This is a genomic window from Bradyrhizobium sp., assembly GCF_035935975.1.
In the GTDB taxonomy this organism is placed as follows: Bacteria; Pseudomonadota; Alphaproteobacteria; order Rhizobiales; family Xanthobacteraceae; genus Bradyrhizobium.
This window is the reverse complement of record NZ_DASYWN010000060.1, coordinates 32,520-51,361: the sequence shown is the minus strand read 5'-3', so window position 1 is coordinate 51,361 and position 18,842 is coordinate 32,520. Positions and strand designations below refer to the sequence as shown.

At 62.5% G+C, this 18,842-nt stretch carries 23 protein-coding genes; 9 read left to right on the top strand and 14 right to left on the bottom strand.

Annotation, left to right across the window (positions count from 1 at the left end; genetic code table 11):
* Positions 1-6: 6 nt before the first annotated feature.
* From VGR99_RS38175 to VGR99_RS38155, 5 genes are read right to left on the bottom strand one after another with little or no spacing between them, the layout of a single operon-like run.
* A complete protein-coding gene (locus VGR99_RS38175; RefSeq protein ID WP_326905101.1) occupies positions 7-327 on the bottom strand; it encodes a hypothetical protein in 321 nt (106 codons plus the stop codon).
* Positions 327-2,669: a hypothetical protein gene (locus VGR99_RS38170; RefSeq protein ID WP_326905100.1), complete on the bottom strand. Its 2,343-nt coding sequence runs from the start codon at positions 2,667-2,669 to the stop codon at positions 327-329. The genes VGR99_RS38175 and VGR99_RS38170 overlap by 1 nt, the downstream gene beginning before the upstream one ends.
* On the bottom strand, positions 2,666-4,021 hold the full coding sequence (locus tag VGR99_RS38165; protein ID WP_326905099.1) for a hypothetical protein: 1,356 nt from the start codon (positions 4,019-4,021) through the stop codon (positions 2,666-2,668). The genes VGR99_RS38170 and VGR99_RS38165 overlap by 4 nt, the downstream gene beginning before the upstream one ends.
* Positions 4,011-4,301: a hypothetical protein gene (locus VGR99_RS38160; RefSeq protein ID WP_326905098.1), complete on the bottom strand. Its 291-nt coding sequence runs from the start codon at positions 4,299-4,301 to the stop codon at positions 4,011-4,013. Before VGR99_RS38160 ends, VGR99_RS38165 begins: the two co-directional genes overlap by 11 nt.
* A gap of 33 nt (positions 4,302-4,334) precedes the next feature.
* Positions 4,335-4,496 (bottom strand): hypothetical protein, encoded by a 162-nt coding sequence (locus tag VGR99_RS38155; protein WP_326905097.1) that lies wholly within the window; start codon positions 4,494-4,496, stop codon positions 4,335-4,337.
* 1,248 nt (positions 4,497-5,744) lie between these two features.
* Here VGR99_RS38155 and VGR99_RS38150 point away from each other — a divergent pair.
* Positions 5,745-6,038, top strand: coding sequence for a hypothetical protein (locus VGR99_RS38150; RefSeq protein WP_326905096.1), 294 nt, complete (start codon positions 5,745-5,747; stop codon positions 6,036-6,038).
* A gap of 36 nt (positions 6,039-6,074) precedes the next feature.
* Positions 6,075-6,929 carry an arylamine N-acetyltransferase gene (locus tag VGR99_RS38145; RefSeq protein ID WP_326905095.1) on the top strand — a complete coding sequence of 285 codons (855 nt, stop codon included), beginning with the start codon at positions 6,075-6,077 and terminating at the stop codon, positions 6,927-6,929.
* A 127-nt stretch (positions 6,930-7,056) separates the two neighbouring features.
* Here the strand turns inward: VGR99_RS38145 and VGR99_RS38140 are convergent, their stop codons facing one another.
* From VGR99_RS38140 to VGR99_RS38130, 3 genes are all read right to left on the bottom strand, one after another.
* Positions 7,057-7,686 carry a CPBP family intramembrane glutamic endopeptidase gene (locus tag VGR99_RS38140; protein WP_326905094.1) on the bottom strand — a complete coding sequence of 210 codons (630 nt, stop codon included), beginning with the start codon at positions 7,684-7,686 and terminating at the stop codon, positions 7,057-7,059.
* A 145-nt stretch (positions 7,687-7,831) separates the two neighbouring features.
* Complete coding sequence (locus tag VGR99_RS38135; protein ID WP_326905093.1) at positions 7,832-8,056, bottom strand: hypothetical protein; 225 nt, start codon at positions 8,054-8,056, stop codon at positions 7,832-7,834.
* A gap of 50 nt (positions 8,057-8,106) precedes the next feature.
* On the bottom strand, positions 8,107-8,367 hold the full coding sequence (locus tag VGR99_RS38130) for a hypothetical protein (RefSeq protein WP_326905092.1): 261 nt from the start codon (positions 8,365-8,367) through the stop codon (positions 8,107-8,109).
* A 104-nt stretch (positions 8,368-8,471) separates the two neighbouring features.
* Between VGR99_RS38130 and VGR99_RS38125 the strand changes: the two genes are divergently transcribed.
* Positions 8,472-8,642: an RNA polymerase sigma factor region1.1 domain-containing protein gene (locus VGR99_RS38125; protein WP_326905091.1), complete on the top strand. Its 171-nt coding sequence runs from the start codon at positions 8,472-8,474 to the stop codon at positions 8,640-8,642.
* A 332-nt stretch (positions 8,643-8,974) separates the two neighbouring features.
* On the opposite strand, the gene VGR99_RS38120 is transcribed toward VGR99_RS38125, so the two are convergent.
* Positions 8,975-9,652, bottom strand: coding sequence for a hypothetical protein (locus VGR99_RS38120; RefSeq protein ID WP_326905090.1), 678 nt, complete (start codon positions 9,650-9,652; stop codon positions 8,975-8,977).
* Between the two features lie 146 nt (positions 9,653-9,798).
* Positions 9,799-10,698 carry a LysR family transcriptional regulator gene (locus tag VGR99_RS38115; protein ID WP_326905089.1) on the bottom strand — a complete coding sequence of 300 codons (900 nt, stop codon included), beginning with the start codon at positions 10,696-10,698 and terminating at the stop codon, positions 9,799-9,801.
* 200 nt (positions 10,699-10,898) lie between these two features.
* Here VGR99_RS38115 and VGR99_RS38110 point away from each other — a divergent pair, with 200 nt between their 5' ends.
* The 4 genes from VGR99_RS38110 to VGR99_RS38095 all read left to right on the top strand — a co-directional run bounded on the left by VGR99_RS38110 (position 10,899) and on the right by VGR99_RS38095 (position 14,217).
* A complete protein-coding gene (locus VGR99_RS38110; protein WP_326905088.1) occupies positions 10,899-12,104 on the top strand; it encodes an arabinose transporter in 1,206 nt (401 codons plus the stop codon).
* Positions 12,101-12,886 (top strand): carboxymuconolactone decarboxylase family protein, encoded by a 786-nt coding sequence (locus VGR99_RS38105; protein WP_326905087.1) that lies wholly within the window; start codon positions 12,101-12,103, stop codon positions 12,884-12,886. Before VGR99_RS38110 ends, VGR99_RS38105 begins: the two co-directional genes overlap by 4 nt.
* Before the next feature lie 113 nt (positions 12,887-12,999).
* Positions 13,000-13,395 (top strand): (R)-mandelonitrile lyase, encoded by a 396-nt coding sequence (locus tag VGR99_RS38100; protein WP_326905138.1) that lies wholly within the window; start codon positions 13,000-13,002, stop codon positions 13,393-13,395.
* Between the two features lie 48 nt (positions 13,396-13,443).
* Positions 13,444-14,217, top strand: coding sequence for an SDR family NAD(P)-dependent oxidoreductase (locus VGR99_RS38095; RefSeq protein ID WP_326905086.1), 774 nt, complete (start codon positions 13,444-13,446; stop codon positions 14,215-14,217).
* Between the two features lie 4 nt (positions 14,218-14,221).
* On the opposite strand, the gene greA is transcribed toward VGR99_RS38095, so the two are convergent.
* The 3 genes from greA to VGR99_RS38080 all read right to left on the bottom strand — a co-directional run bounded on the left by greA (position 14,222) and on the right by VGR99_RS38080 (position 15,801).
* Entirely contained in the window at positions 14,222-14,704 is a 483-nt protein-coding gene (gene greA / locus VGR99_RS38090; protein ID WP_326905085.1) for a transcription elongation factor GreA, read from the bottom strand.
* Positions 14,705-14,805: 101 nt separating this feature from the next.
* Complete coding sequence (locus VGR99_RS38085; protein WP_326905084.1) at positions 14,806-15,288, bottom strand: hypothetical protein; 483 nt, start codon at positions 15,286-15,288, stop codon at positions 14,806-14,808.
* Between the two features lie 144 nt (positions 15,289-15,432).
* The gene (locus VGR99_RS38080; RefSeq protein ID WP_326905083.1) at positions 15,433-15,801 is read right to left on the bottom strand and encodes a hypothetical protein; all 369 of its coding nucleotides are present in this window, start codon (positions 15,799-15,801) and stop codon (positions 15,433-15,435) included.
* Between the two features lie 288 nt (positions 15,802-16,089).
* Here VGR99_RS38080 and VGR99_RS38075 point away from each other — a divergent pair, with 288 nt between their 5' ends.
* Both VGR99_RS38075 and VGR99_RS38070 read left to right on the top strand, forming a co-directional pair.
* Positions 16,090-16,323, top strand: a complete 234-nt coding sequence (locus VGR99_RS38075; protein ID WP_326905082.1) for a DUF3551 domain-containing protein — start codon at positions 16,090-16,092, stop codon at positions 16,321-16,323.
* 337 nt (positions 16,324-16,660) lie between these two features.
* Positions 16,661-18,196 (top strand): heme peroxidase family protein, encoded by a 1,536-nt coding sequence (locus VGR99_RS38070; RefSeq protein WP_326905081.1) that lies wholly within the window; start codon positions 16,661-16,663, stop codon positions 18,194-18,196.
* Between the two features lie 53 nt (positions 18,197-18,249).
* Here the strand turns inward: VGR99_RS38070 and VGR99_RS38065 are convergent, their stop codons facing one another.
* Positions 18,250-18,768, bottom strand: coding sequence for a hypothetical protein (locus VGR99_RS38065; protein WP_326905080.1), 519 nt, complete (start codon positions 18,766-18,768; stop codon positions 18,250-18,252).
* Between the last annotated feature and the right edge of the window lie 74 nt (positions 18,769-18,842).

The window sequence follows — 18,842 nt, the reverse complement described above, 5'->3', positions numbered from 1 at the left end:
ATGCGGCTAAGCGGCCGGACGCCGGCCCTTGCTGTAGTCAGCCACGGCCTTATCGACCGCGTCGGAAATTGCCTTGTCGCTCACAGGCTGGCGCTTGCGCGGCTTGGGCCGCTCGGTGCCAACCTCAGTGAGCCCATTCGCACGAGTGACCGCGCGATAGGCCGCCTTCGACGTGTAGAACTGGCCGTCAACGTGCTCACTGGCCTGCATCTCGTCGCTGATCAGCATCGGCATGGGCAGATCAGACCGCGCAGGCTCGGGCCGCACGTCCTCTGGCCCGAATTTCTCGACAAGCTTGCCGCCTCGATAGACCCAAGTGCCGCGCATCAGGCCGGCTCCTTCGCCTTGGCTGCATCGCGCTTGATTGCAGTGCTGTCAGCCGTTGCCTGCACGCTCGCATCAGTGGAGCGGATCGAGTTGTCCGTCGCCGTGTTAGCCTGATCGACCTTGGCCTGAGTGGTCGCGACCGTCGAGGCCGTCTTGACCTTCACACCCTCGATCTCGAGCCGCAGCTTTTCGATCTCCAGAGCGCCCTTGTCCATGGCCTGGCCGTGCTCCTGTGCCTTGCGCTGTTCCTCGGCGCCGAGGTTGGCGAGCGTCGCGTCGAGCACAGCAGCCTTACCGCGCATGTCTGCGTCGTATTTCGCAATCTCGCGGTCCTGGTTCGCCTTGGCCTCGGCGTCCTTGCGCTGCTGATCTACGGCTGCGGTCTGCTGCTCGCGGTCATGCCGAGCCTGCGCGACGGCCATCTGCTGCTTGACCTGCTCGGCCTTGGCAGCCCCCTCAGCCGCAGCCGGGTCCTGCTTTGGCTGCGCTGCAACCGCCGCCATGTCGTCGGCGAATTCCTCAATGGTCTGCTCAAGCTGCCGGCCGGCGCGGAACTGGCTTGCGACGTATTTCAGGGTTTCGGCCGCGAGCTTTGCCGACTGCGGCACCTGCTGCACCATGGGGATAACCTGCCCCATGAAGCCGCCGACAGCGGTCACAAACTCGGTGGCGCGCTGCTTCTGCGCATTCTCGTCCGGCGCAATCGTCGAGTCCGTCTCGATGTCCAGTACAAACGGCCTGATCTTCTGGTCACGAAGCAGCTTCATGACCTTCTCGACCGTAGCCGTCTCGTTCAGCTTGTCGATCTGGCCTTTGAGGCCCTGCGCTTGCTGCTGGGCCTGCTGGAGCACCTGCTGAGCGGCCTGCGGGTTTTGCTGAGCCTGCGCTTGCAACTGCGGATCAGCCTTGGCCTGCTCGACTTGGGCGATAATTTGCTTGATCTGTGCCTCAAGCGGCTGGATCTGTTTCTTGATGTCCGCGTCGGTCGGGATATCGAACTGCGACATCTCCAGAAGCGTCTTGGACAAGAAGTTCTCGGCCATGATCTCCGCGGCGATCCGCACCAGATCGCGCGCGAAGCGCACCAGCTCGGCCTGCCTATCCTTGATCCGGACTGACCCATACTGGCTCTTGAGCTGCTGAGCCGTGGCCGTCTCGCTGGCCTCGGTCGCACCCCGCATGATGTCCGAGAGGCCCGTGATCTCGTACACGTCCTCGATGATCTGCCGGCGAAGCTCCACGAGTTGCACGATCGTGGTCGTGATCTGGTCGATTGGCAGCCAGACGATCATGTCCTTGACGCCGCCCTGCCCGACCATGGCCCAGTTGGAGATGGGCACCAGGACCTGGTTATTGACGGTGGACTTGATCGCCGTCTCGATGGCGTCGCCAATCTCGCCGGCGCCAGCCGGGTAGAAGCCGCGGACCTGCACTGCATCAGCCAGCGCGCCAATGCGCGCCGTCAGTTCGTTAATCTCCTCAAGCTGGTCCTTGTAGAACAGCATGTCCGGCACGGGCAGCAGCGACCGGCGCTGAACCGTGGAATATGCCGGCTTCGGACACGGGAAGAATCCCTCAAGGTCAAGGTGCGGCTTGTCCTCGTCGAGCGTGACTTCCACGCCCTCAGTGACCCAAACGACCTTGTTCTCCTCCTTGTGCCAGATCTCCCAAACGCCGGCCTTCTTCTCGCTCTCTCGGCCGTTATCGTCCTTCCGGATCTCGTATGAGGCTTTCTCGTAGGCATTGCCGGAGTGCTTCTTGAAGCGCTTCTCCATGGCGTCTTCGGTCAGCCACGACCGTTTTGAAACCCACGGCACTTCCTTCCAGGTCCGAGCCATGGGATGTAGGAAGTCCTTACGGTCTGCAAAGTCGAAGCAGACCCGCTGGCCTTTGCCGTCATCGTTGGTCTCGTAGCGAACCCAGGCGCAGCCACGGGCCACGACGGTAAGGTCATCGCGCACCGCGCGCATCAGGCCGTCGATGTCTTCCAGCTCGAAGCCGACGCTTGTCGAGCGCTCGAGCAATTCGGACGCCGCCCGCGGCACAGGCTTGCGGTCCTTGAACCGCGGGACAACGACTGGCACCGGCGGCCGGGAATACACAGACGGCCCTAGCACCTGAATATTGGCCCAGAACATCTGGAACTGACGGTCGCGGCCAGCGCTCGCGAGATCATTCAGGTTGGCATAGAGCTTGTCGATATTGTCGGCCTTGCTCTGCCAATCCCGGAACGCGTGCTCAGCGTCTTCGATCATGGAAAGCCAGCGCTTGGACTCGCCCGTCTTGGGCTCATCCTGCTCGCCAGCTTCGCTATGTCCGGCCACGCCGGCGGAATCGGTCATACACGAATCCTCTTGCCAGTGCTCACCTGCACTGGCGGGGGAATGAATTGGCCTGGCTTCGGAACCCGCTTGGACTCCTCGATCACCTCGGCCACGTTGCGCCATGACAGCGACAGGTACCGGAACGCCGCAGACAGATGCGCCGTCCAGTCGTGCACGTCAGTGGCCTTGAACGTCTTTTTCTCGTCGTCCCATTCGCGCCGGTACTGCTCCAGCGCGGCAATTCCCTTGTCCTCGCAGCGAGGATGAAAGACCGCCTTCTTCAGCGTCAGGCGGGCTGCGTTGATGCCATCCAGGAACGTCGCCATCGGCACGAGCTGAGGCTTCAATCCCAGCGCTTCCATCGTCTCGACACGGGTGCGCCCCGTGCCCCATTCCTTGACCTTGGCGTCATGCGGCACAAAGTCCGTTCCAGGCGCATACGGCTTGCCGTGAACGACCTCCGCATAGTGGTCCACGCCGGCGCCGGATGCCGTGTAGCAGTCAAAGATCAGCGGCTGGCCACCCACCACCTGAAACCACCAGATGCTGGTGTCGTCCCGCACGCCGATGTCCCAAGCCCGGTGCACGGGCTTTCCAGGAACAGGCTCAATCTCCTTGATCCTGCCATCGGCCCGGAGCGCCATCATCTCTCGGGCGAAGTAGGCGCCAAGGATCGCCGCGTTGAACGAGCAGAGATATTCCTGATCAAACTGGGCCTGACCTACGTCCTCGCCATACAGCGCGACATACTCGGCCAAGGACTCGGAAAGCTGTTCCGGGCTCAGCGCGCCCGTGTCGTGAACCGTCGAAACCTCAGCAAACCACTTGGGATTTGCCTTTGCCATGTCCAGCATGGCCTTGGCGTGGTTTCGGCCACGCGGCGTGGTGATGAACGTGGCCCAGCCATCGTTCTCCTCCACCATCGGGCGGATATAGCCCCAAGACGAGGGATTGGAGAGCGCAAACTCCGAAAACACAACGCCAGCAACGCCAGCACCAACAAGACCATCGTAACGGTCAGATCCAATAACCTGCCATGTCGATCCGTTCTTGAAGCGAATAAACATCTCGTTGTCATTGGTGCTTTGCCGCAGAGCAACCGGGAAGGCCTCGTCTATTCTGCGCTTGCCCGTATGAGGGCTGACCGCCGTCCACACCGCCTTGCGAGCTTGGGCGAACTCAGGCAGGCAGTGCCAATACGACGCGACGCGCTCATGAGCCGCGATCGCGGTACGATGCAAAGCCACATCGTCTTTGCCCCAGCGGCGATGGGCGATCTCGATAGCCCGCTTGCCACCCCGCTCCAGGTAATTCCACAACGGGCGCTGGTAATGCCGAGGCGTCCAGCCATTCGGCAGGCTAATCCGCAAAGCGCTTGATCTCGACGATCAGTGCGCCGCCGCCCTCGCCTGTCACTTGCATCGGCAGGACTCGTCCAAGGAGGCCCGCAAATGCCTTGGGCTCATTCTTCGCAAGGAACTTGCAATAGCCGGTCAGCTTGCCCTTGCCCTGCATGTCCTCACCAACAGCCTCAGCAGCCTTGATGATCGCGTCTTTGAGCAGCGCCGTCGTCTTGTTCGGGCTACCCTTTTTCCGCCCGGCTCCGGCGCGCTTCCCTCCGACGCTTGATAAAACTTGATTGTTTTTCAAATCGGCTCAGGCGGTTTGAGCGCCTGCCTCCGGTTACTTGATGATGGTGTCCCTGAGAGTGTCGATCGCGAGCTGCTGTTCAGGAGTTCGCGGCGTGTCGTCGATGATGGTGTAGGGCAGGACTACGAAGCGGTCGGGCCCCCGTGTGGCGACTGGGCCTTCCTGCGGTTGGCGCGCAACGACCTTGGCAACCATGTCAGATGCGATCGGGGCGGCCTTACCTGGCTTCCCCATCATGTGGGCCGTGCAGGCCTCAACATGAGCCTGGACGGCCTTGGCGAAAGCCTCAGGGGGGCCAGAGAGGCTGAGCGGGATCTGCATCATTCTCTTGGGTCCTTTGGCTTCAAAGCAGCGCGTCTCAAAGAGCTGGCGCTAGTTCGTTCCGGCCTGCCGGTGCGCGATTACCCACGACATCTCGCGCCGAGGTTGAGCGACGCTTCGTCTTCATTCATACTTTGGAGGCGGCGATATCCGCTGAACGTGGGCCGAGAATGGAAGGCGTCTCGTTGTCGAGTCGACTAGAGAAACGCCAAGCTGCATATCCGCCAGCTTTCCGGGGGTGCCTGCCTCGAAATCGAAACTTATTACGTTCGTTCGACGTACTATCGAGAACCGCGTCTTTGTCGTACTGCGGTACTTTCCTGCGAAAGCCCCCTGCTCGTTGAAGAGCGCAACATCGAAAAGCTTGATTTGCTCTGCGTGCGTGACCTCTTCGGTCAGAGCCGGATAAAAGAGTTGGTCGATAACCGCAGAAGGAAGGAAGCTGTCGTGTAGCGTAGGCTTGAGCAACCATGCCGGCTCCTCAAAGAGCTGCGTTTGTCGTGGTTGAGCCGCCAACCATTTATCTACCCGTGGAGCCAGGTCACTGACGTTCCCACGGGGAAAAATGGGGGAAACTGGGCCAGCTCGAAGATATCAAAGCGACATCAACGGTAGGGCTGGCCTTCACACGGGAGAGGTCCAAGGTTCGATCCCTTGTGCGCCCACCATCCATCCTCCTGAACCCCACCGGTTGCGGACGATCATCGACGGCCTGCGGCCGCCTTTCGGGGGCGGCTGAATCAAAAAAGTCGAAAACAACCCCATGCACAGTAGCCGACGTCAGCCGGATCAAGGGGTTACGTATTTTCCGAATCCAGGCTTGCGCCGTCGGGCAAAACAGGGGCATGATGGCATTGTCGGGGAATATCCCACCTGCCGTCATTGCGAACCACCGGGTCCGCGCGAAGCGCGGCCCGATGACTGGCTCCGCGAAGCAATCCAGAGTCCCTCCGCGGAAAGATTCTGGATTGCTTCGTCGCTGCTGCTCGCAATGACGGAGCGAGGGGCGAGACCGGAAATACCATCTGCGCTTCTGCGCCCCGTTCTGGCCGTTGATCCATGTCAAGGCCTTGCCGTTGAGCTAAGCCGACGCTTCCCCATCGTTTGAAGGGAGGATTTGCAATGAGCATCGCCCGCTCCTTCATTGTTGCTTGCTCACTCCCACTTGCTCTTGTGGTGGCTGGCGCGTTGACCGCCGACGGGGCTTCCGCTCAAGCTGGAGGAGAGAGCGTACAGGGCATGCTGGCCGCACAGATCCGATCGCAGGGATTTGTCTGCGACAAGCCGCTTGCCGCCAGCAAGGATGCGAAGCGCTCCAGACCCGATCACATCGTCTGGGTGCTCAAATGCAGCAACGCGACTTATCGCGTGGGCCGCGCTCCGGATATGGCGGCGACCGTCGAGCCCCTTCGATGACCAGGTAATGCATCTGCGTGTCGGCGGAGGCTGTCGATGGACGACGAGGGATTTGATCAAGAGGGATGGCTAACCCGCATTGGCCATTCCGGGCCGCGGACCCCGACACTTGAAACATTGCGAGCCCTGGTTTTTGCCCACGCGCATGCCATTTCGTATGAGAGCTTGGACATCATGCTCGGTCGCGTTCCCCAACTGGACGTGGCATCCCTTCAGAAAAAGATGATCTACAGCGGCCGCGGCGGTTACTGCTTCGAGCAGAACATGTTGTTCCGGGCCGGCCTCCGCTCGTTGGGTTACAGACTCACCAGCCTCCAAGGACGGGTGGTCCGGGGCCTCGACATCGATGCTCCCCGGCCTGCGATCCACATGCTTCTCATCGTGCATCTGCACGAAGGTGACTACCTGGCGGACGTTGGCTTTGGAAATCTCGCGCCGACCGCTCCCCTCCTCCTTAAGCCTGATGTCGAACAGGACACGCCGCACGAGACGATGCGGTTTATTGATGTCGGCGGCGAACTCACTTTGCAATCGAGGCTTGGAGATCAATGGGCCCACATCTATCGCGTGATTCCCTACCCCCGTTACGACGGTGAGTACGAGATCACGAACTGGTACACGAGCACGCATCCCAGTGCTCCATATCTAAGCAACATGATTGCCGCCCGTCCGGGGCCGGATAGAACGCGCATGACGTTGTTCAATGCCCGCGTGATCGTGCGGCACTCCGATGGCCGATCTGAAAGACGAACACTGGATGGAATAGACCAGTATAGCAGTGTGCTCCGCGAAGAGTTCGGGCTCAACGTGCCGGACGAGGACCTTGCCAAGATGCTGGAAATCGTGGAACGGCGTGGCGCGAAAGGGGCGCCGCATCCATTCTTTTCTTAGGATTGCATGCTGAGGGCGGCCCTTAACCAGGGCGTGTACCCATAAATTCGGGATGTCCGCTTATCCCCCAACAGCGGCGTAGTAGCGGACATAGCACGAGGTCCGAGAAGGGCCAAACGGCGACCTTTCAAAACGCGAAGTTCACTACGTCAGTCAGGTAGTGTCCGAGGACTGCAGGCCAAAGTGCCCCGGATCGGCGGTACAACATCATCAACAAGCCACCTGTCACCACAGCCGCTCCAATATTCCCGAAACCCGTCCACCAGTGATAGGCTCCAAACAAAAGAGACGTTGCGAGAACCAAGGCATAGCCGTCATCCAGATAGCTCTGGAGCAGATGACGCGCACAGCGCCGAAATATGATCTCCTCACTTAAGGCGACTAGCCCAAGACCAAAAAAGATATCGACGACGTGTAGCCAACCTTGCACTTCAGGATATGCCCCGAGCACTGTCGCAGGCAGGACTCCATTAATGGTTCGGCGGATCCACCCACCCAAATAGTGGTCCGCGAGGACAATGCCGACAATCCAGATGGTCACTTCCCATCGCGCTATTCGAAGTGGTTCAAATCGGAAGGCTATCGTCCGCGCAGCAGGTATGGCGCTCAGAACTGCCAAAGCCCCGAGGCGGCCTGCGTAATCCCAAACGATCCATGCCGCCGGATCGGATTGTTGCAGTCTTGCAATTTGCGACACAACCATTGGGAAAAGGGCCGCCGCGAACCAGAGAGGCGTGGGTATCGAGCGAGCCATCATGATGTATCTTTAGCGCGGCTGATTCATTCACTGCAATGCGGCCTGGCGAGCACGAGCAGGTCCGCTTCGGGTCATTTGCAGACGTGACTCGCGCCTCGCTTTATGTCGGTTACGGGCTAGAGCCGGACATCTCGGCGCTCCCTCATTAATCATCGTCTTCGGGAATATATGGCAATTCTTGGAGACGAGCGCGCACCGTAGAGTCATTGCGATCAAAGTCGAGCTCGGGGTGCTCGGCGAATATCTCTTCCGCTCGAACGATGGCTCCTACTTCATCGGCCGCGTGAAGGTTCATGACATGCAGCTTCTCGCCATCGCGTTCCCAGGTGACTTCGTACATCTTCATGCCGGACTGAAACTTGAAAGTCATGATCTTCCTCTCAAGAGTGACGCTAGGCCCCTTATCGACTTGCATTCGGCTCACTTGAGGACATGAGGGAAGTATTTCTCGTCCCACTCGTTGGTCCTAAAATAAACCTTCCCCCACTCAAGCACCCTGTCGCCTTCGCGATAGGCCTCAGTGGCGACTTCAAGTTCTCCGGTAGGGCCCAGATGAAGGTGCTCGTTCTCGATTGTTAGCGCTAGCAGCTTCTGGACGAGGAGGTCACGTCCCTCAGGATTGAGCCACATCTCAAACAGGCCATCGGCAGCCAAATTTAGTGTGATGCGGGGTGGTGCCATGAGGTTTCCTTCCAAGAGCCTGCCATTATCGCTCAAGACTCGGTTCTCTCGCGGGAAACCGACTCTCTCCCCGTATAGTGGAGGCCGCTAAAGGGGAGAGTAACATGAACGTGCCGGAAATCATTCGACAAGCCATCGAAATCGGTGAACGGAACGGCAAGATCACCTTCGACGAATTGAATCAACTGTGTGACAGTCGAGTCCTGGATCCCAAGGACATCGAACGTATTCTCAACGCGGTGAGCGAAGCTGGAATTCGGATTGAAGGAGACTGAGACTCAATTCCAATGCAACGTTGTAGGTCCGCAATGGGTCAAAATCGGAAATACTCTGATTGAGCAGAAAATTTCTGCTTAGACCCCAAAGGCTGACGTCTTCGCGTTTATGAGCACACGCCCTAGAACTGAGGTTCCCGCTTTGCTCGGCTCAGGAAGGTGGGCGCCAAGGACGTTGAGACCGGACACCGCGCCGAAGCCGATCGCGGCCATTATGGGAGTTGGCTGACCACAAGGCCGCAGCGAAGCAATCCAGAATCCCTCCGTGGCAGGATTCTGGATTGCTTCGTCGCTGCGCTCCTCGCAATGACGGCGCGAGGCGCGGGACCGCCTCAAGCAGCCCGCTGCGGCCGCAAGGCCGCGTAGAGACCGACGAGGGTGCCGATGGCGACGAGGCCTGCCGCCAGCAGCACCTGCAATTCGCCGTCGTCGGTCGCCCCGACGGACGACACGAGCCTGGTCACGATGACGAACAGAATGCCTACGGCGGCCGCGGCGCCCGCGCAGAGATAGGCGAGCTCGCGCGTCAGGTTGCGGCCGAGCAGTCCGAGGGCCGTGAAGTACATCGCGCTCGCGTTGGGATGAACGAACAGGGCGACGCGCGCATAAGGGCCGTAGGCGTCGAAGAGGGACTCGCACCGGCTCAGTGCCGCCTTCGAGGCCACCCGCTGCAGGAACGGTCTGAAGAAACGGGCCTGTCCGTAACTCAGGACGGCGCCGACGATGATGGCCAGCCATGCCACGATGAAGACAGGAGCATCCGCCGGCTTCGGATTGAGCGCGACGGACATCAGGATCAGCGCGGTGCCGGGGAAATAGCCGAAATATGGGAACACCGACTCCAGCAGCACGCAGAGGAACATGAAGGCCGGAAACCACCATGACCCGGTTGCACTCTGGACGACGGCGTTCAGGTCGAAGAGGTTCGCCTTGTACATGACGAGGTACATGCACATGGCGAGGCCTGCCAGCGCGTAGAACGGCAACGCTCCCGACAGAAATCGTCTCATCCAACCATCGATCTTTGTTGCGCGGACACGGAGACCATCGATATCAGGACAAGACAAGGGAAACGCATGGCTGATGCTTTAGGCGAATGAGACCGCTCCTGTCGATAGCGCTCTTTGCCACGCGATCCTCGAGCCAGCCGACCGTCCTACTTGCCGCGGTATCGCAGCGCTTCCACCAGCAGCGAGAACGCCGGAGACGGCTGGCGGCGGCTGGCATAGTAGAGATGGTATCCCGAGAACGGCGGACACCAATCCGAGAGCACGCGAATGAGACGGCCCTGTGACAGATAGGGCTGCACATGTCCCTCGGTGAGATAGGCGAGGCCCAGCCCCTTCAGCGCGCCCTCCAGCAGCAGCCCCGCGCTGTTGAACACAAGCTGGCCCTCCACCCGCACATTGAGCTCCCGTCCGTTCTTCTCGAATTCCCAGGCATAGAGACTGCCGCCATGCGTCGGCAGGCGCAGATTGAGGCAGTTGTGCTGGGTCAGATCCTGCGGCGTCTTCGGCCGCTTGCGTTCGGCAAAGTAGGACGGCGACCCGACGACCGCCATCCGGAGATCCGGGCTGACGCGCACCGCGATCATGTCCTTGGCGACGAGCTCGCCGGGACGGATGCCCGCATCGACCTGCTGTGCGACGATGTTGGTGAGCCCGTAGTCGATGATGATCTCGACGTTGATGTCGGGGTATTTCGGCAGGACCTTTCCGAGCGCCGGCAGCAGGATTTCACTGGCGGCATATTCCGTCGCCGTCAGCCGGACGGTTCCGGCAGGCTTTTCGCGAAACTCGCCGAGGGCAGCGAGATCGTTGTCCATCTCGGTGAATTTGGGGCCGATGCTCTGGAACAGACGCTCGCCGGCCTGTGTCGGCGTGACGCTCCGCGTCGTTCGGTTGAGCAGCCGGACACCGAGCCGCTCCTCCAGATTGCGGATGATCTGGCTCAGTGCGGACTGCGTCATGCCGAGCTTCGCGGCGGCGCGCGTGAAGTTGCGCTCCCGCGCGACGGCCAGGAAGGCAAGAAGGTCGCTCGCGTCGTCCCGGTGCATTGATTAGCCGTCCTAATAAGCGCATTCGAAATCTATCATCTAATCACGGGCCGGCGAAGGTCCTAGGTTCGGGGCAGCCATTCAAGCGCGATGAGATCAAGACGAAGCGTCATCGCGCTTTGGGTTGTTGTTTGAGCACGATCTTTCCGGAAAACCGCTACGCACGTTTCCGGATCATGCCTTGGGAGCCCTGAATCAGCATGCCGGTTACAGCCGTGCAGCCCGCCGCCTCGCTTCGCGTCTCAGCGGCGTTGCTGCCGATCATGGCGGCGGTGTTCCTCGCCTTCCTCGTCATTGGCGTCGCGATGCCGGTGTTGCCGCTCCACGTGCACGACGGATTGGGCTTCAGCACCTTCGTGGTCGGCCTCGTCGCCGGCAGCCAGTTCGCAGCCTCCCTGGTGTCGCGGCCGTGGGCCGGTCATTTCTCGGATCGACGCGGAGCGAAGCGCGCTGTCATCGCCGGCCTCGTCGCGGCCGCAGCGTCCGGGTTGCTGTACCTGCTCTCGCTCGACTTCACAGAAGCTCCGCTGGCCTCGGTGACCATTCTTCTGCTGGGCCGTGGTCTGCTCGGCGCCGCCGAGAGTTTTATCATCACGGCCGCAGTCGGCTGGGGGCTGGCACTGGTCGACAGCGGCAACACCGGCAAGGTCATCGCCTGGGTCGGCTCTGCCATGTTCGCAGCCTTCGCCATCGGTGCGCCCGCAGGCGCCGCGCTCTACGCCGCCTATGGCTTTGCGGCGATCGCGTCCGCGACGATTGCGGCGCCGCTGCTGGCGCTGCTGTTCGTTGCGCAGGTTCCCGCGGTGGCGCCGGTGCAGCAGGTGCGCCTGTCGTTCGCCAAGGTGCTCGGCGCCGTCTGGGTGCCGGGTTTCGGATCGGCCCTCGGCAGCGTCGGCTTCGGTGCGGTGACGACGTTCGTGACCTTGCTGTTCGCCAATCGGGGATGGGCCAATGGATGGCTGGCTTACACGGCCTATGCCGTCGCCTTCATTCTGGCGCGCGTGTTCTTCAGTCATCTCGCCGATACGATCGGCGGCGCCAGGGTCGCACTGCTCTGTGCCCTGATCGAAGCCGCCGGACAGACCCTGATCTGGCTCGCGACACGACCCGAGATGGCGCTGGCCGGCGCCGCACTCACCGGCTTCGGCTTCTCGCTGATCTATCCCGGCTTCGGCGTCGAGGCGGTGCGTAGGGTGCCCGCGCAGAGCCGCGGCCTCGCGATGGGCGCCTACACCGCCTTTCTCGACCTCGCCCAGGGGATCGCCAGCCCCGCGCTTGGATTGATCGCGACGGGCGCGAGGCTGAACCTGCTGTTTCTCGCGAGCGCCCTCACCGTGCTCTGCGCCGCACTGGTCGCCTGGTGGCTGCTCGCACATCCGTTCACCGTCGAAGGACATCCGCAATGAGAGCGCTCGCACCCACCTTGTTGTCGTTCTGGCTGGTCGCCGGCGGCCCCGCCGCCGCTGATACGGCAGCCATCACAGGAGCAAATCCCATGTCGACATCGGAAGACATCCGCGCCGTTGCGCCGGCGCTCGAAGCCTACGCGCAGAAATTCGTCATCGGCGATCTCTGGAAGCGACCTGGACTTTCGCCGCGAGACCGCAGCATCGTCACGGTCGCGGCGCTGATCGCGCGCAACCAGACCGTGGAGCTGCCGGACTATCTCGCCCGCGCGCTCGATAACGGTGTGAAGCCGTCGGAGATCTCGGAGATCATCACGCACCTCGCCTTCTACACCGGCTGGGCGAACGCGGTGAATGCGATCCCGGCGGCGCGGGATGTCTTCAGGAGCCGCAACATCGGGGCCGACCAGCTTCCGCCAGAATCAGCACCGCAACTGCCGCTCGACGAAGCCGCCGAGACGCAGCGGGCGACCCGCGTCGGCGAGCAGTTCGGGCAGATCACGCCGAGCCTCGTCCAGTACACCACCGACGTGCTGTTCCGCGATCTCTGGCTGAGGCCGGCGCTGGCGCCACGCGACCGGAGCCTCGTCACCGTGAGCGCGCTCATCGCGACAGGTCAGGTCGCACAGATCACCTATCATTTGAACCGCGCGATGGATAACGGGTTGACGCGGGAGGAAGCCGGCGAGGTGCTCGGCCATCTCGCCTTCTACGCCGGATGGCCCAACGCATTTTCCGCGGCGCCCGTCGTCAAGGACGTCATCGACAAGCGACCGCGCTGAGACGCGCCGTGATCAGGCGCAGGGACATCCTCATTGGCGGCAGCGCCGCCGCTGTCATCGGAATTCGCCACGTGCAGACGCGCGCGCCGGAAGCACAGGAGATTCAAATGGACATCGACATCAAGCGAAACGGATCGCGCCCGTCCCAGAAGGGATCGCAAGACTGGTTCACCGGCACGGTGCGCGTCGATCCGCTATTCCAGGCGCCCGACCCGGCGCGGGTGGGCGCGGGCCAGGTCACCTTCGAGCCGGGCGCCCGCACCGCCTGGCACACCCATCCGCTCGGGCAGACGCTGATCGTCACCGCGGGATTGGGATGGGTTCAGCGGGAAGGCGGACCGATCGAGGAGATCCGGCCCGGCGACGTCGTATGGTTTCCGCCGGGACTGAAGCACTGGCACGGCGCCTCGCCGACGACGGCGATGACTCACATTGCCATCCAGGAATCTTCCGGCGGCAGGACCGTGGACTGGATGGAGAAAGTGAGCGACGAACAGTATCGGAAGTGATGCGCGCTCGCTGTAGAATGCGTTCCGAAACATCCGGAGAAGCAGCACATGGCGATCGTATTCATCACCGGCAGCACCGACGGGCTCGGCCGGGCGGCGGCACAATCGCTCGTTGACCAGGGTCATCGCGTGGTGCTGCACGCGCGATCGGCGGGCCGCGCAAAGGAGATCGGCGAGCTTGCATCGCATGCCGCCGGGATCGTGGTCGGCGATCTCAAGAGTGCCGCGGATGTGCGGCGCATCGCGGATCAGATCAACGCGATCGGACGCATGGATGCGATCATCCACAATGCCGGCGTCTATGCGCGGCCGGACCGCGGCGCGACGCCGGAAGGACATGCCGATACGCTGGCGATCAACACGCTTGCGCCGTACATGCTGACCGCCTTGATCGAGCGGCCCGACCGGCTGGTGTATCTCAGCAGCGGATTGCACAGGGGTGGCGAAGGCTCGCTCGACGACCTCGATTGGACCAAGAGGCCTTGGGATGCATCCAAAGCCTACGCCGAGAGCAAGCTGCACGCCGTCGCACTGGCTTTCGCGCTGGCAAGACGCTGGCCCAAGGTCCTCTGCAACGCCGTCGATCCCGGCTGGGCACGCACGAAGATGGGTGGCTCCGGCGCCCCGGTCGATATCGACACCGGACAACGGACCCAGACCTGGCTCGCCGCAAGCGCGGACCCCGCCGCCCTGGTCAGCGGACGCTACTGGCATCAGCTCCAGCAGCAGCCACCGGCCCGCGAGGCCGCCGATCCGGATTTTCAGGACGAGCTCATCGAACAGTTGCGCGGGCTGACCGGCGTCGCGCTGCCGCAGGCCTAGGTCGCTATGCGATCGAGAGAATCTCGACCTCCTGCGCGCCTGAACCGACGACGTCGCCGACCGCCTTGCCCATCAGCGACCGCGCGACCGGCGCGACGAACGAGATCGAGCCGGCCTTCGGATCGGCTTCGTCCTCGCCGACGATGCGATAGGTCTGCACGCGGCCATCGGCGCGGCTGAAGGTGACGGTGCTGCCGAAGGCGACCGTATCGTTTGAGTCGGGCTTGGCAACGAGCTGCGCCGTGCGCAGCCGCTCGGTCAGATAGCGGGCGTCACGCAAGGGCACCGCCGATTGCCGGCGCTTCTCATTGACGTCCTCGATGGCCTGCGCGGCCTCATAGGCCGCGCGCGCGTCCTGAAGCTGCGACTGCAACGCCTGCAGGCCGGCTTCCGTCACGAGGTTCGGATGCGGCGAGATCGGGCGATCCGGCAACAACGTCTCGGAGGCGGTCTCGGCGCTTTCTTCTTTGGTAAAGGCGACGCTCAACTCGAAAATCCCATCGAACTGTTGGGGGGCACCAGTCGTGCCTTCAGGCCGCGATCTCCTGGCAAGGAACCGCGCGAGGGCGCCGCTGGTGATTTACAGGACTATATCTCAAGTTCGACGAAACGACGGAGCTTGAACACGAGATCCGGCAGGGCCTGGCGGAACCGGGTCGCGTTCTGGAAGCTGGTCGAGAACGGCGCGAAGGTGATCATCGCGTTCCAGTGCCGGTAACCGTAGACCGTGACCGAGGCGCCGGTGGCCGGAAAGTCCTCCATCTTGCGCAGCTCGCCGAGCACGAGATCGGCAATGGCCTCGGCCGGCAGCAGCCGCTTGCCGTCCGGTGTCGTGGCGATTTTTGCAGGCCGTTCGACCGGTGGAGCTGCCGGCACCGTGCTGGGCGCATCCACGCTCTTGAGCGGCGGCGCTTCCGGAACGGGCGGCTTGATCGGCTCAACCCCCTTCGGCGGGGCGGTCGGCGGAACCTCCGCAAGCGGCGGCGGCGTGACACTGTCCGCGCGCTTGTTGCCTCCCAGGATGCTGCTGATCATGGCCACAAGGCCAGCATCCCTCACGTCGTCGCTCATTACTCCCCCCGGGCTTCGGCCTACTCTAGCACCGCTCGCATAGACCACCACAAGGGATGTATCGCCCGATTCCACCAGGCGACGCCCCACTTTCATCGGCGCGGCAGCGCGACGCCTCGTCGCGCCGGGCCGCCGCGCGATCGCTCACTGCTTCTCGAACGGAATATATTGCTGGTACTGCTTCGGCACCGAACTGCGGTAGCGCGCCGGCACGGTGCCGGTGTCGACGGAATGGTCGATCTCCTGCTGCCGCGTCATCTTCTTCTTCGCCGGCTTCTTCGACGCGCTCTTCTTGGAGTCGGATTGCTGGCCGGAACTGTCGGTGGTTGCGGCCGGCGCAGCCGTCGTTGTTGCCGGCGCGGCTGTCGTCGTCGCCGGTGCGGCCGTGGTCGTTGCCGGCGCAGCATTTGTCGTCGCGGGCGCCGCGGCGGGCGCGCTTTGGGCCAGCGCGAGCGGTGTCTGCATGAGAAGCGCCAGCGCTGCTGTCGCAGCCAGCAAATATGACCTTTGCATCAAAACCTCCAAAATGACCTGATCCGAATGAGACGAGCCTCGATGAGACGAAGACCCGGGATCGGCGCATGCAAGTCTGCGCAAGTTAGGCTCGAACCCGGCCGCCAACTGTGGCCGAGATCACATAGTTCGCCGCAGCTTGGCTCATCATAGGCGCATGTCGAACGCCGTGCCCAGCGCGGACACCAAGACGAGCACGACAAAGTGTCGGGCAAATCCGGAACACGCAGACCGAGCTGGTGTTCCACATCCTACCCTTCTTGCATCCGTTCTCGACAGGAGACTGAAATGCGTCGCACGATCCTCACTCTCGCATCACTTGCAGCCTTGATGGCCGCAATCGCGCCGGCGGCCCAGGCCCACCCTTCAAACGACAGATATTGCCTGCAGGGCCGCATCTGGGGCTATCCCGGCAACTGCCAGTTCTCGAGCTATCAGCAATGTCAGGCAAGCGCCTCCGGCACGTCGGCCTATTGCGGCATCAATCCGCGCTACGCGTACTCGCAGCAGCGCTATTACTGACTTTCGTTGTGGCGGCGTGGGCATGACTCACGCCGCCACAATTTTTACGTGAAGACGATGCGCTTCGCCGACGGCACGGCGAACCGACACGACGCGAAGCGGCGCGCTCTCATCGATGACGAGAATGTTATCCGTCATCGCTTCGGGAAAAATTTGCAAAGCGCGGCCGCAGCTTGCTCGCAGGCGCCCTCCTCCGGAACAACAGCAATCGCGCACAGTGTGTGAAGCTGCGGCTTGTGGCGCCGGATTCCCTGATCTAGCTTCGCCTGCATATTATGTTGCGAACAACTTTAGCTTTATTCGATTTCCAGCGCGATATTTCATGGAGGTGATTTCAATGAGCAATCGACATGCTGTTACTCCGCGCGGATTGAACGTCCCGCGTTCCGCACTTTCCCAGGGCCGCTTCGGCCGCATGTTCCGCAACCTCGCGCCGGCAACATTCGGCGTGAGCCCTTCCGACAATGTCGCTAACCTTTCGGCGCTTGCCGACAAGATGGTCGCCGGGTTCGATCCGCCGAAGGACGGACCGGACGCGGAGGAGAGCGGCATTCCCGCGCTCTACACCTATCTCGGCCAGTTCGTCGATCACGACATCACCTTCGATCCCGTCAGCTCGCTGACCAAGCAGCAGGATCCCGACGGGCTCGTCGATTTCCGCACGCCGTCGTTCGACCTGGACAATCTCTACGGCCGCGGCCCGAACGACCAGCCCTACATGTATGACGGCATCAAGCTCCGCCTCGGCGACAAGCTGACGGGCCCGGGCGTGCCCGACAGCAGCGACCTGCCGCGCTTCAAGGGCCGCGCGCTGATCGGCGACCCCCGCAACGACGAGAACAGCATCGTCTCGCAGTTCCAGGGCCTGATGCTGCGCTTCCACAACCGCATGGTCGACGACAATGACAGCCTGTCGTTCGAAGAGGTGCAGCAGCGCGTCCGCTTCCACTATCAATACGTGGTGCTGAACGACTTCCTGCCGCGCATCGTCAACGCCGACGTGCTGGACGCGCTGAAGACCGCAGGTCAATACGACCGCAGCAAGCTCGCCTATTACCACTGGAAGACCTATCCGTTCATGCCGGTGGAGTTCTCGGTCGCGGCCTACCGGCTCGGGCACTCCATGATCCGCCCCGGCTACCGGCTGAACGACGACGACAAGATGCTGCTGCAGATCTTCCCCGATCCGCACAATCCCGACACGAACGCGCTGACCGGCTTCCGCGCCATGGGCCCGGGACGCGCGATGGACTGGGGCCGCTTCATCGATCTCGACACGCGCCCCTACGGTGTCGAGGACGACGACACCAATCCCGACAACAAGCGGCGACTGCAATTCGCCTATCGCATCGATGCCTCGCTGGTGGATCCGCTGCGCAAGCTGCCGCCCGAAGTCGCATCCAACCCGGCCTCGCTGGCGCTGCGCAATCTCGAGCGCAGCTGGCGGCTCGGCCTGCCCTCGGGCCAGGACGTCGCCAGAGCGATGAACGTGACGCCGCTGACCGACGATCAGATCATCATCGGCAAGGCCGTCGACGAGCCCGGCGCGGGCGATCCGCAGACCAAGATCGCGACCATCGCCAACGGCGTGTTCGCAGACAATTGCCCGCTCTGGACCTACATCCTGGCCGAGGCCGCGCAGTTCAGGGCCGACGTCCCGATCCCCGTCACCGGCGGCCCCGCCACCGTCAAGACGCCGCAGCTCGGCCCCGTCGGCGGGCGCATCGTCGCCGAGGTCTTCCTCGGCATGATGTTCGGCGACAATTCCTCCGTGCTGTCGCTCGACCCGCAATGGACCCCGGTGACCGGCTCCAACTTCGCGCTGAAGGACCTCGTCGCCAACGCGCTCGGCCAGGGCGATCCGCTGCACTGAGGGCGCGATAGCCGACGACGCAAGGCCGCCCGCGCTCCCGGGCGGCCTTTTGTTCAATGCGCGGCCACCAATCCGCTCTCCGCGAGCCGCTCCGCGAACCAGAGCGACAGCGGCTGATCGACGATGCCGCTGACATAGACCTCCGACATCGTCACATGCTGCTTGTCCAGCACCAGCAGCACGCCGATCCAGAAGGGAAACCAGACATGCACGTCGGTCAGCGCCCTCAGCTTGTGCTGGTCGTGCTCGAGCGGCGTGTGATTGCTCGCCTTGCGGATGTCCACGGCGAGCAGATTGTTCGGAATCTCGCGCTGGTGCACGACGACATCGGGATAGATCGACTTGCCGAGATGATCGTCGGTCGAGATGATGGTGCCGTGCGGCAGGTGCAGCGTGCGTTCGCCGAGCCGGTCGTAATTGCAGTCGACGGCCCAGCCCGAGAACTGCCGCTCCAGATAGACGGCGAAGCGGTGCGTGACCGCGCGCTCGCCGATGTCCTTCTCGAACAGGAATCCTTCGTGGGCGTAGAAGTCCCGGAGCGCCGCGATCACCTTGCTCAGCTCGGTCTGCATTTTGCCTCCGGGCTTCTCGGCGCTCCGTTTCACGTTCGTAAGTAGCCCGGATGGAGCGTAGCGCAATCCGGGTT

Excerpts from the sequence above, each read along its gene's own strand:
- VGR99_RS38095 (WP_326905086.1), top strand. The coding sequence starts at position 13,444 with ATGGCGATCGTATTCATCACCGGCAGCACCGACGGGCTCGGCCGGGCG.
- VGR99_RS38175 (WP_326905101.1), bottom strand. The coding sequence starts at position 327 with ATGCGCGGCACTTGGGTCTATCGAGGCGGCAAGCTTGTCGAGAAATTC.
- VGR99_RS38105 (WP_326905087.1), top strand. The coding sequence starts at position 12,101 with ATGAGAGCGCTCGCACCCACCTTGTTGTCGTTCTGGCTGGTCGCCGGC.
- VGR99_RS38150 (WP_326905096.1), top strand. The coding sequence starts at position 5,745 with ATGAGCATCGCCCGCTCCTTCATTGTTGCTTGCTCACTCCCACTTGCT.
- VGR99_RS38075 (WP_326905082.1), top strand. The coding sequence starts at position 16,090 with ATGCGTCGCACGATCCTCACTCTCGCATCACTTGCAGCCTTGATGGCC.
- VGR99_RS38070 (WP_326905081.1), top strand. The coding sequence starts at position 16,661 with ATGAGCAATCGACATGCTGTTACTCCGCGCGGATTGAACGTCCCGCGT.
- VGR99_RS38155 (WP_326905097.1), bottom strand. The coding sequence starts at position 4,496 with ATGGTTGCCAAGGTCGTTGCGCGCCAACCGCAGGAAGGCCCAGTCGCC.
- VGR99_RS38135 (WP_326905093.1), bottom strand. The coding sequence starts at position 8,056 with ATGACTTTCAAGTTTCAGTCCGGCATGAAGATGTACGAAGTCACCTGG.
- VGR99_RS38080 (WP_326905083.1), bottom strand. The coding sequence starts at position 15,801 with ATGCAAAGGTCATATTTGCTGGCTGCGACAGCAGCGCTGGCGCTTCTC.
- VGR99_RS38170 (WP_326905100.1), bottom strand. The coding sequence starts at position 2,669 with ATGACCGATTCCGCCGGCGTGGCCGGACATAGCGAAGCTGGCGAGCAG.
- VGR99_RS38140 (WP_326905094.1), bottom strand. The coding sequence starts at position 7,686 with ATGATGGCTCGCTCGATACCCACGCCTCTCTGGTTCGCGGCGGCCCTT.
- VGR99_RS38125 (WP_326905091.1), top strand. The coding sequence starts at position 8,472 with ATGAACGTGCCGGAAATCATTCGACAAGCCATCGAAATCGGTGAACGG.
- VGR99_RS38145 (WP_326905095.1), top strand. The coding sequence starts at position 6,075 with ATGGACGACGAGGGATTTGATCAAGAGGGATGGCTAACCCGCATTGGC.
- VGR99_RS38115 (WP_326905089.1), bottom strand. The coding sequence starts at position 10,698 with ATGCACCGGGACGACGCGAGCGACCTTCTTGCCTTCCTGGCCGTCGCG.
- VGR99_RS38130 (WP_326905092.1), bottom strand. The coding sequence starts at position 8,367 with ATGGCACCACCCCGCATCACACTAAATTTGGCTGCCGATGGCCTGTTT.
- VGR99_RS38065 (WP_326905080.1), bottom strand. The coding sequence starts at position 18,768 with ATGCAGACCGAGCTGAGCAAGGTGATCGCGGCGCTCCGGGACTTCTAC.
- VGR99_RS38120 (WP_326905090.1), bottom strand. The coding sequence starts at position 9,652 with ATGAGACGATTTCTGTCGGGAGCGTTGCCGTTCTACGCGCTGGCAGGC.
- VGR99_RS38110 (WP_326905088.1), top strand. The coding sequence starts at position 10,899 with ATGCCGGTTACAGCCGTGCAGCCCGCCGCCTCGCTTCGCGTCTCAGCG.
- VGR99_RS38085 (WP_326905084.1), bottom strand. The coding sequence starts at position 15,288 with ATGAGCGACGACGTGAGGGATGCTGGCCTTGTGGCCATGATCAGCAGC.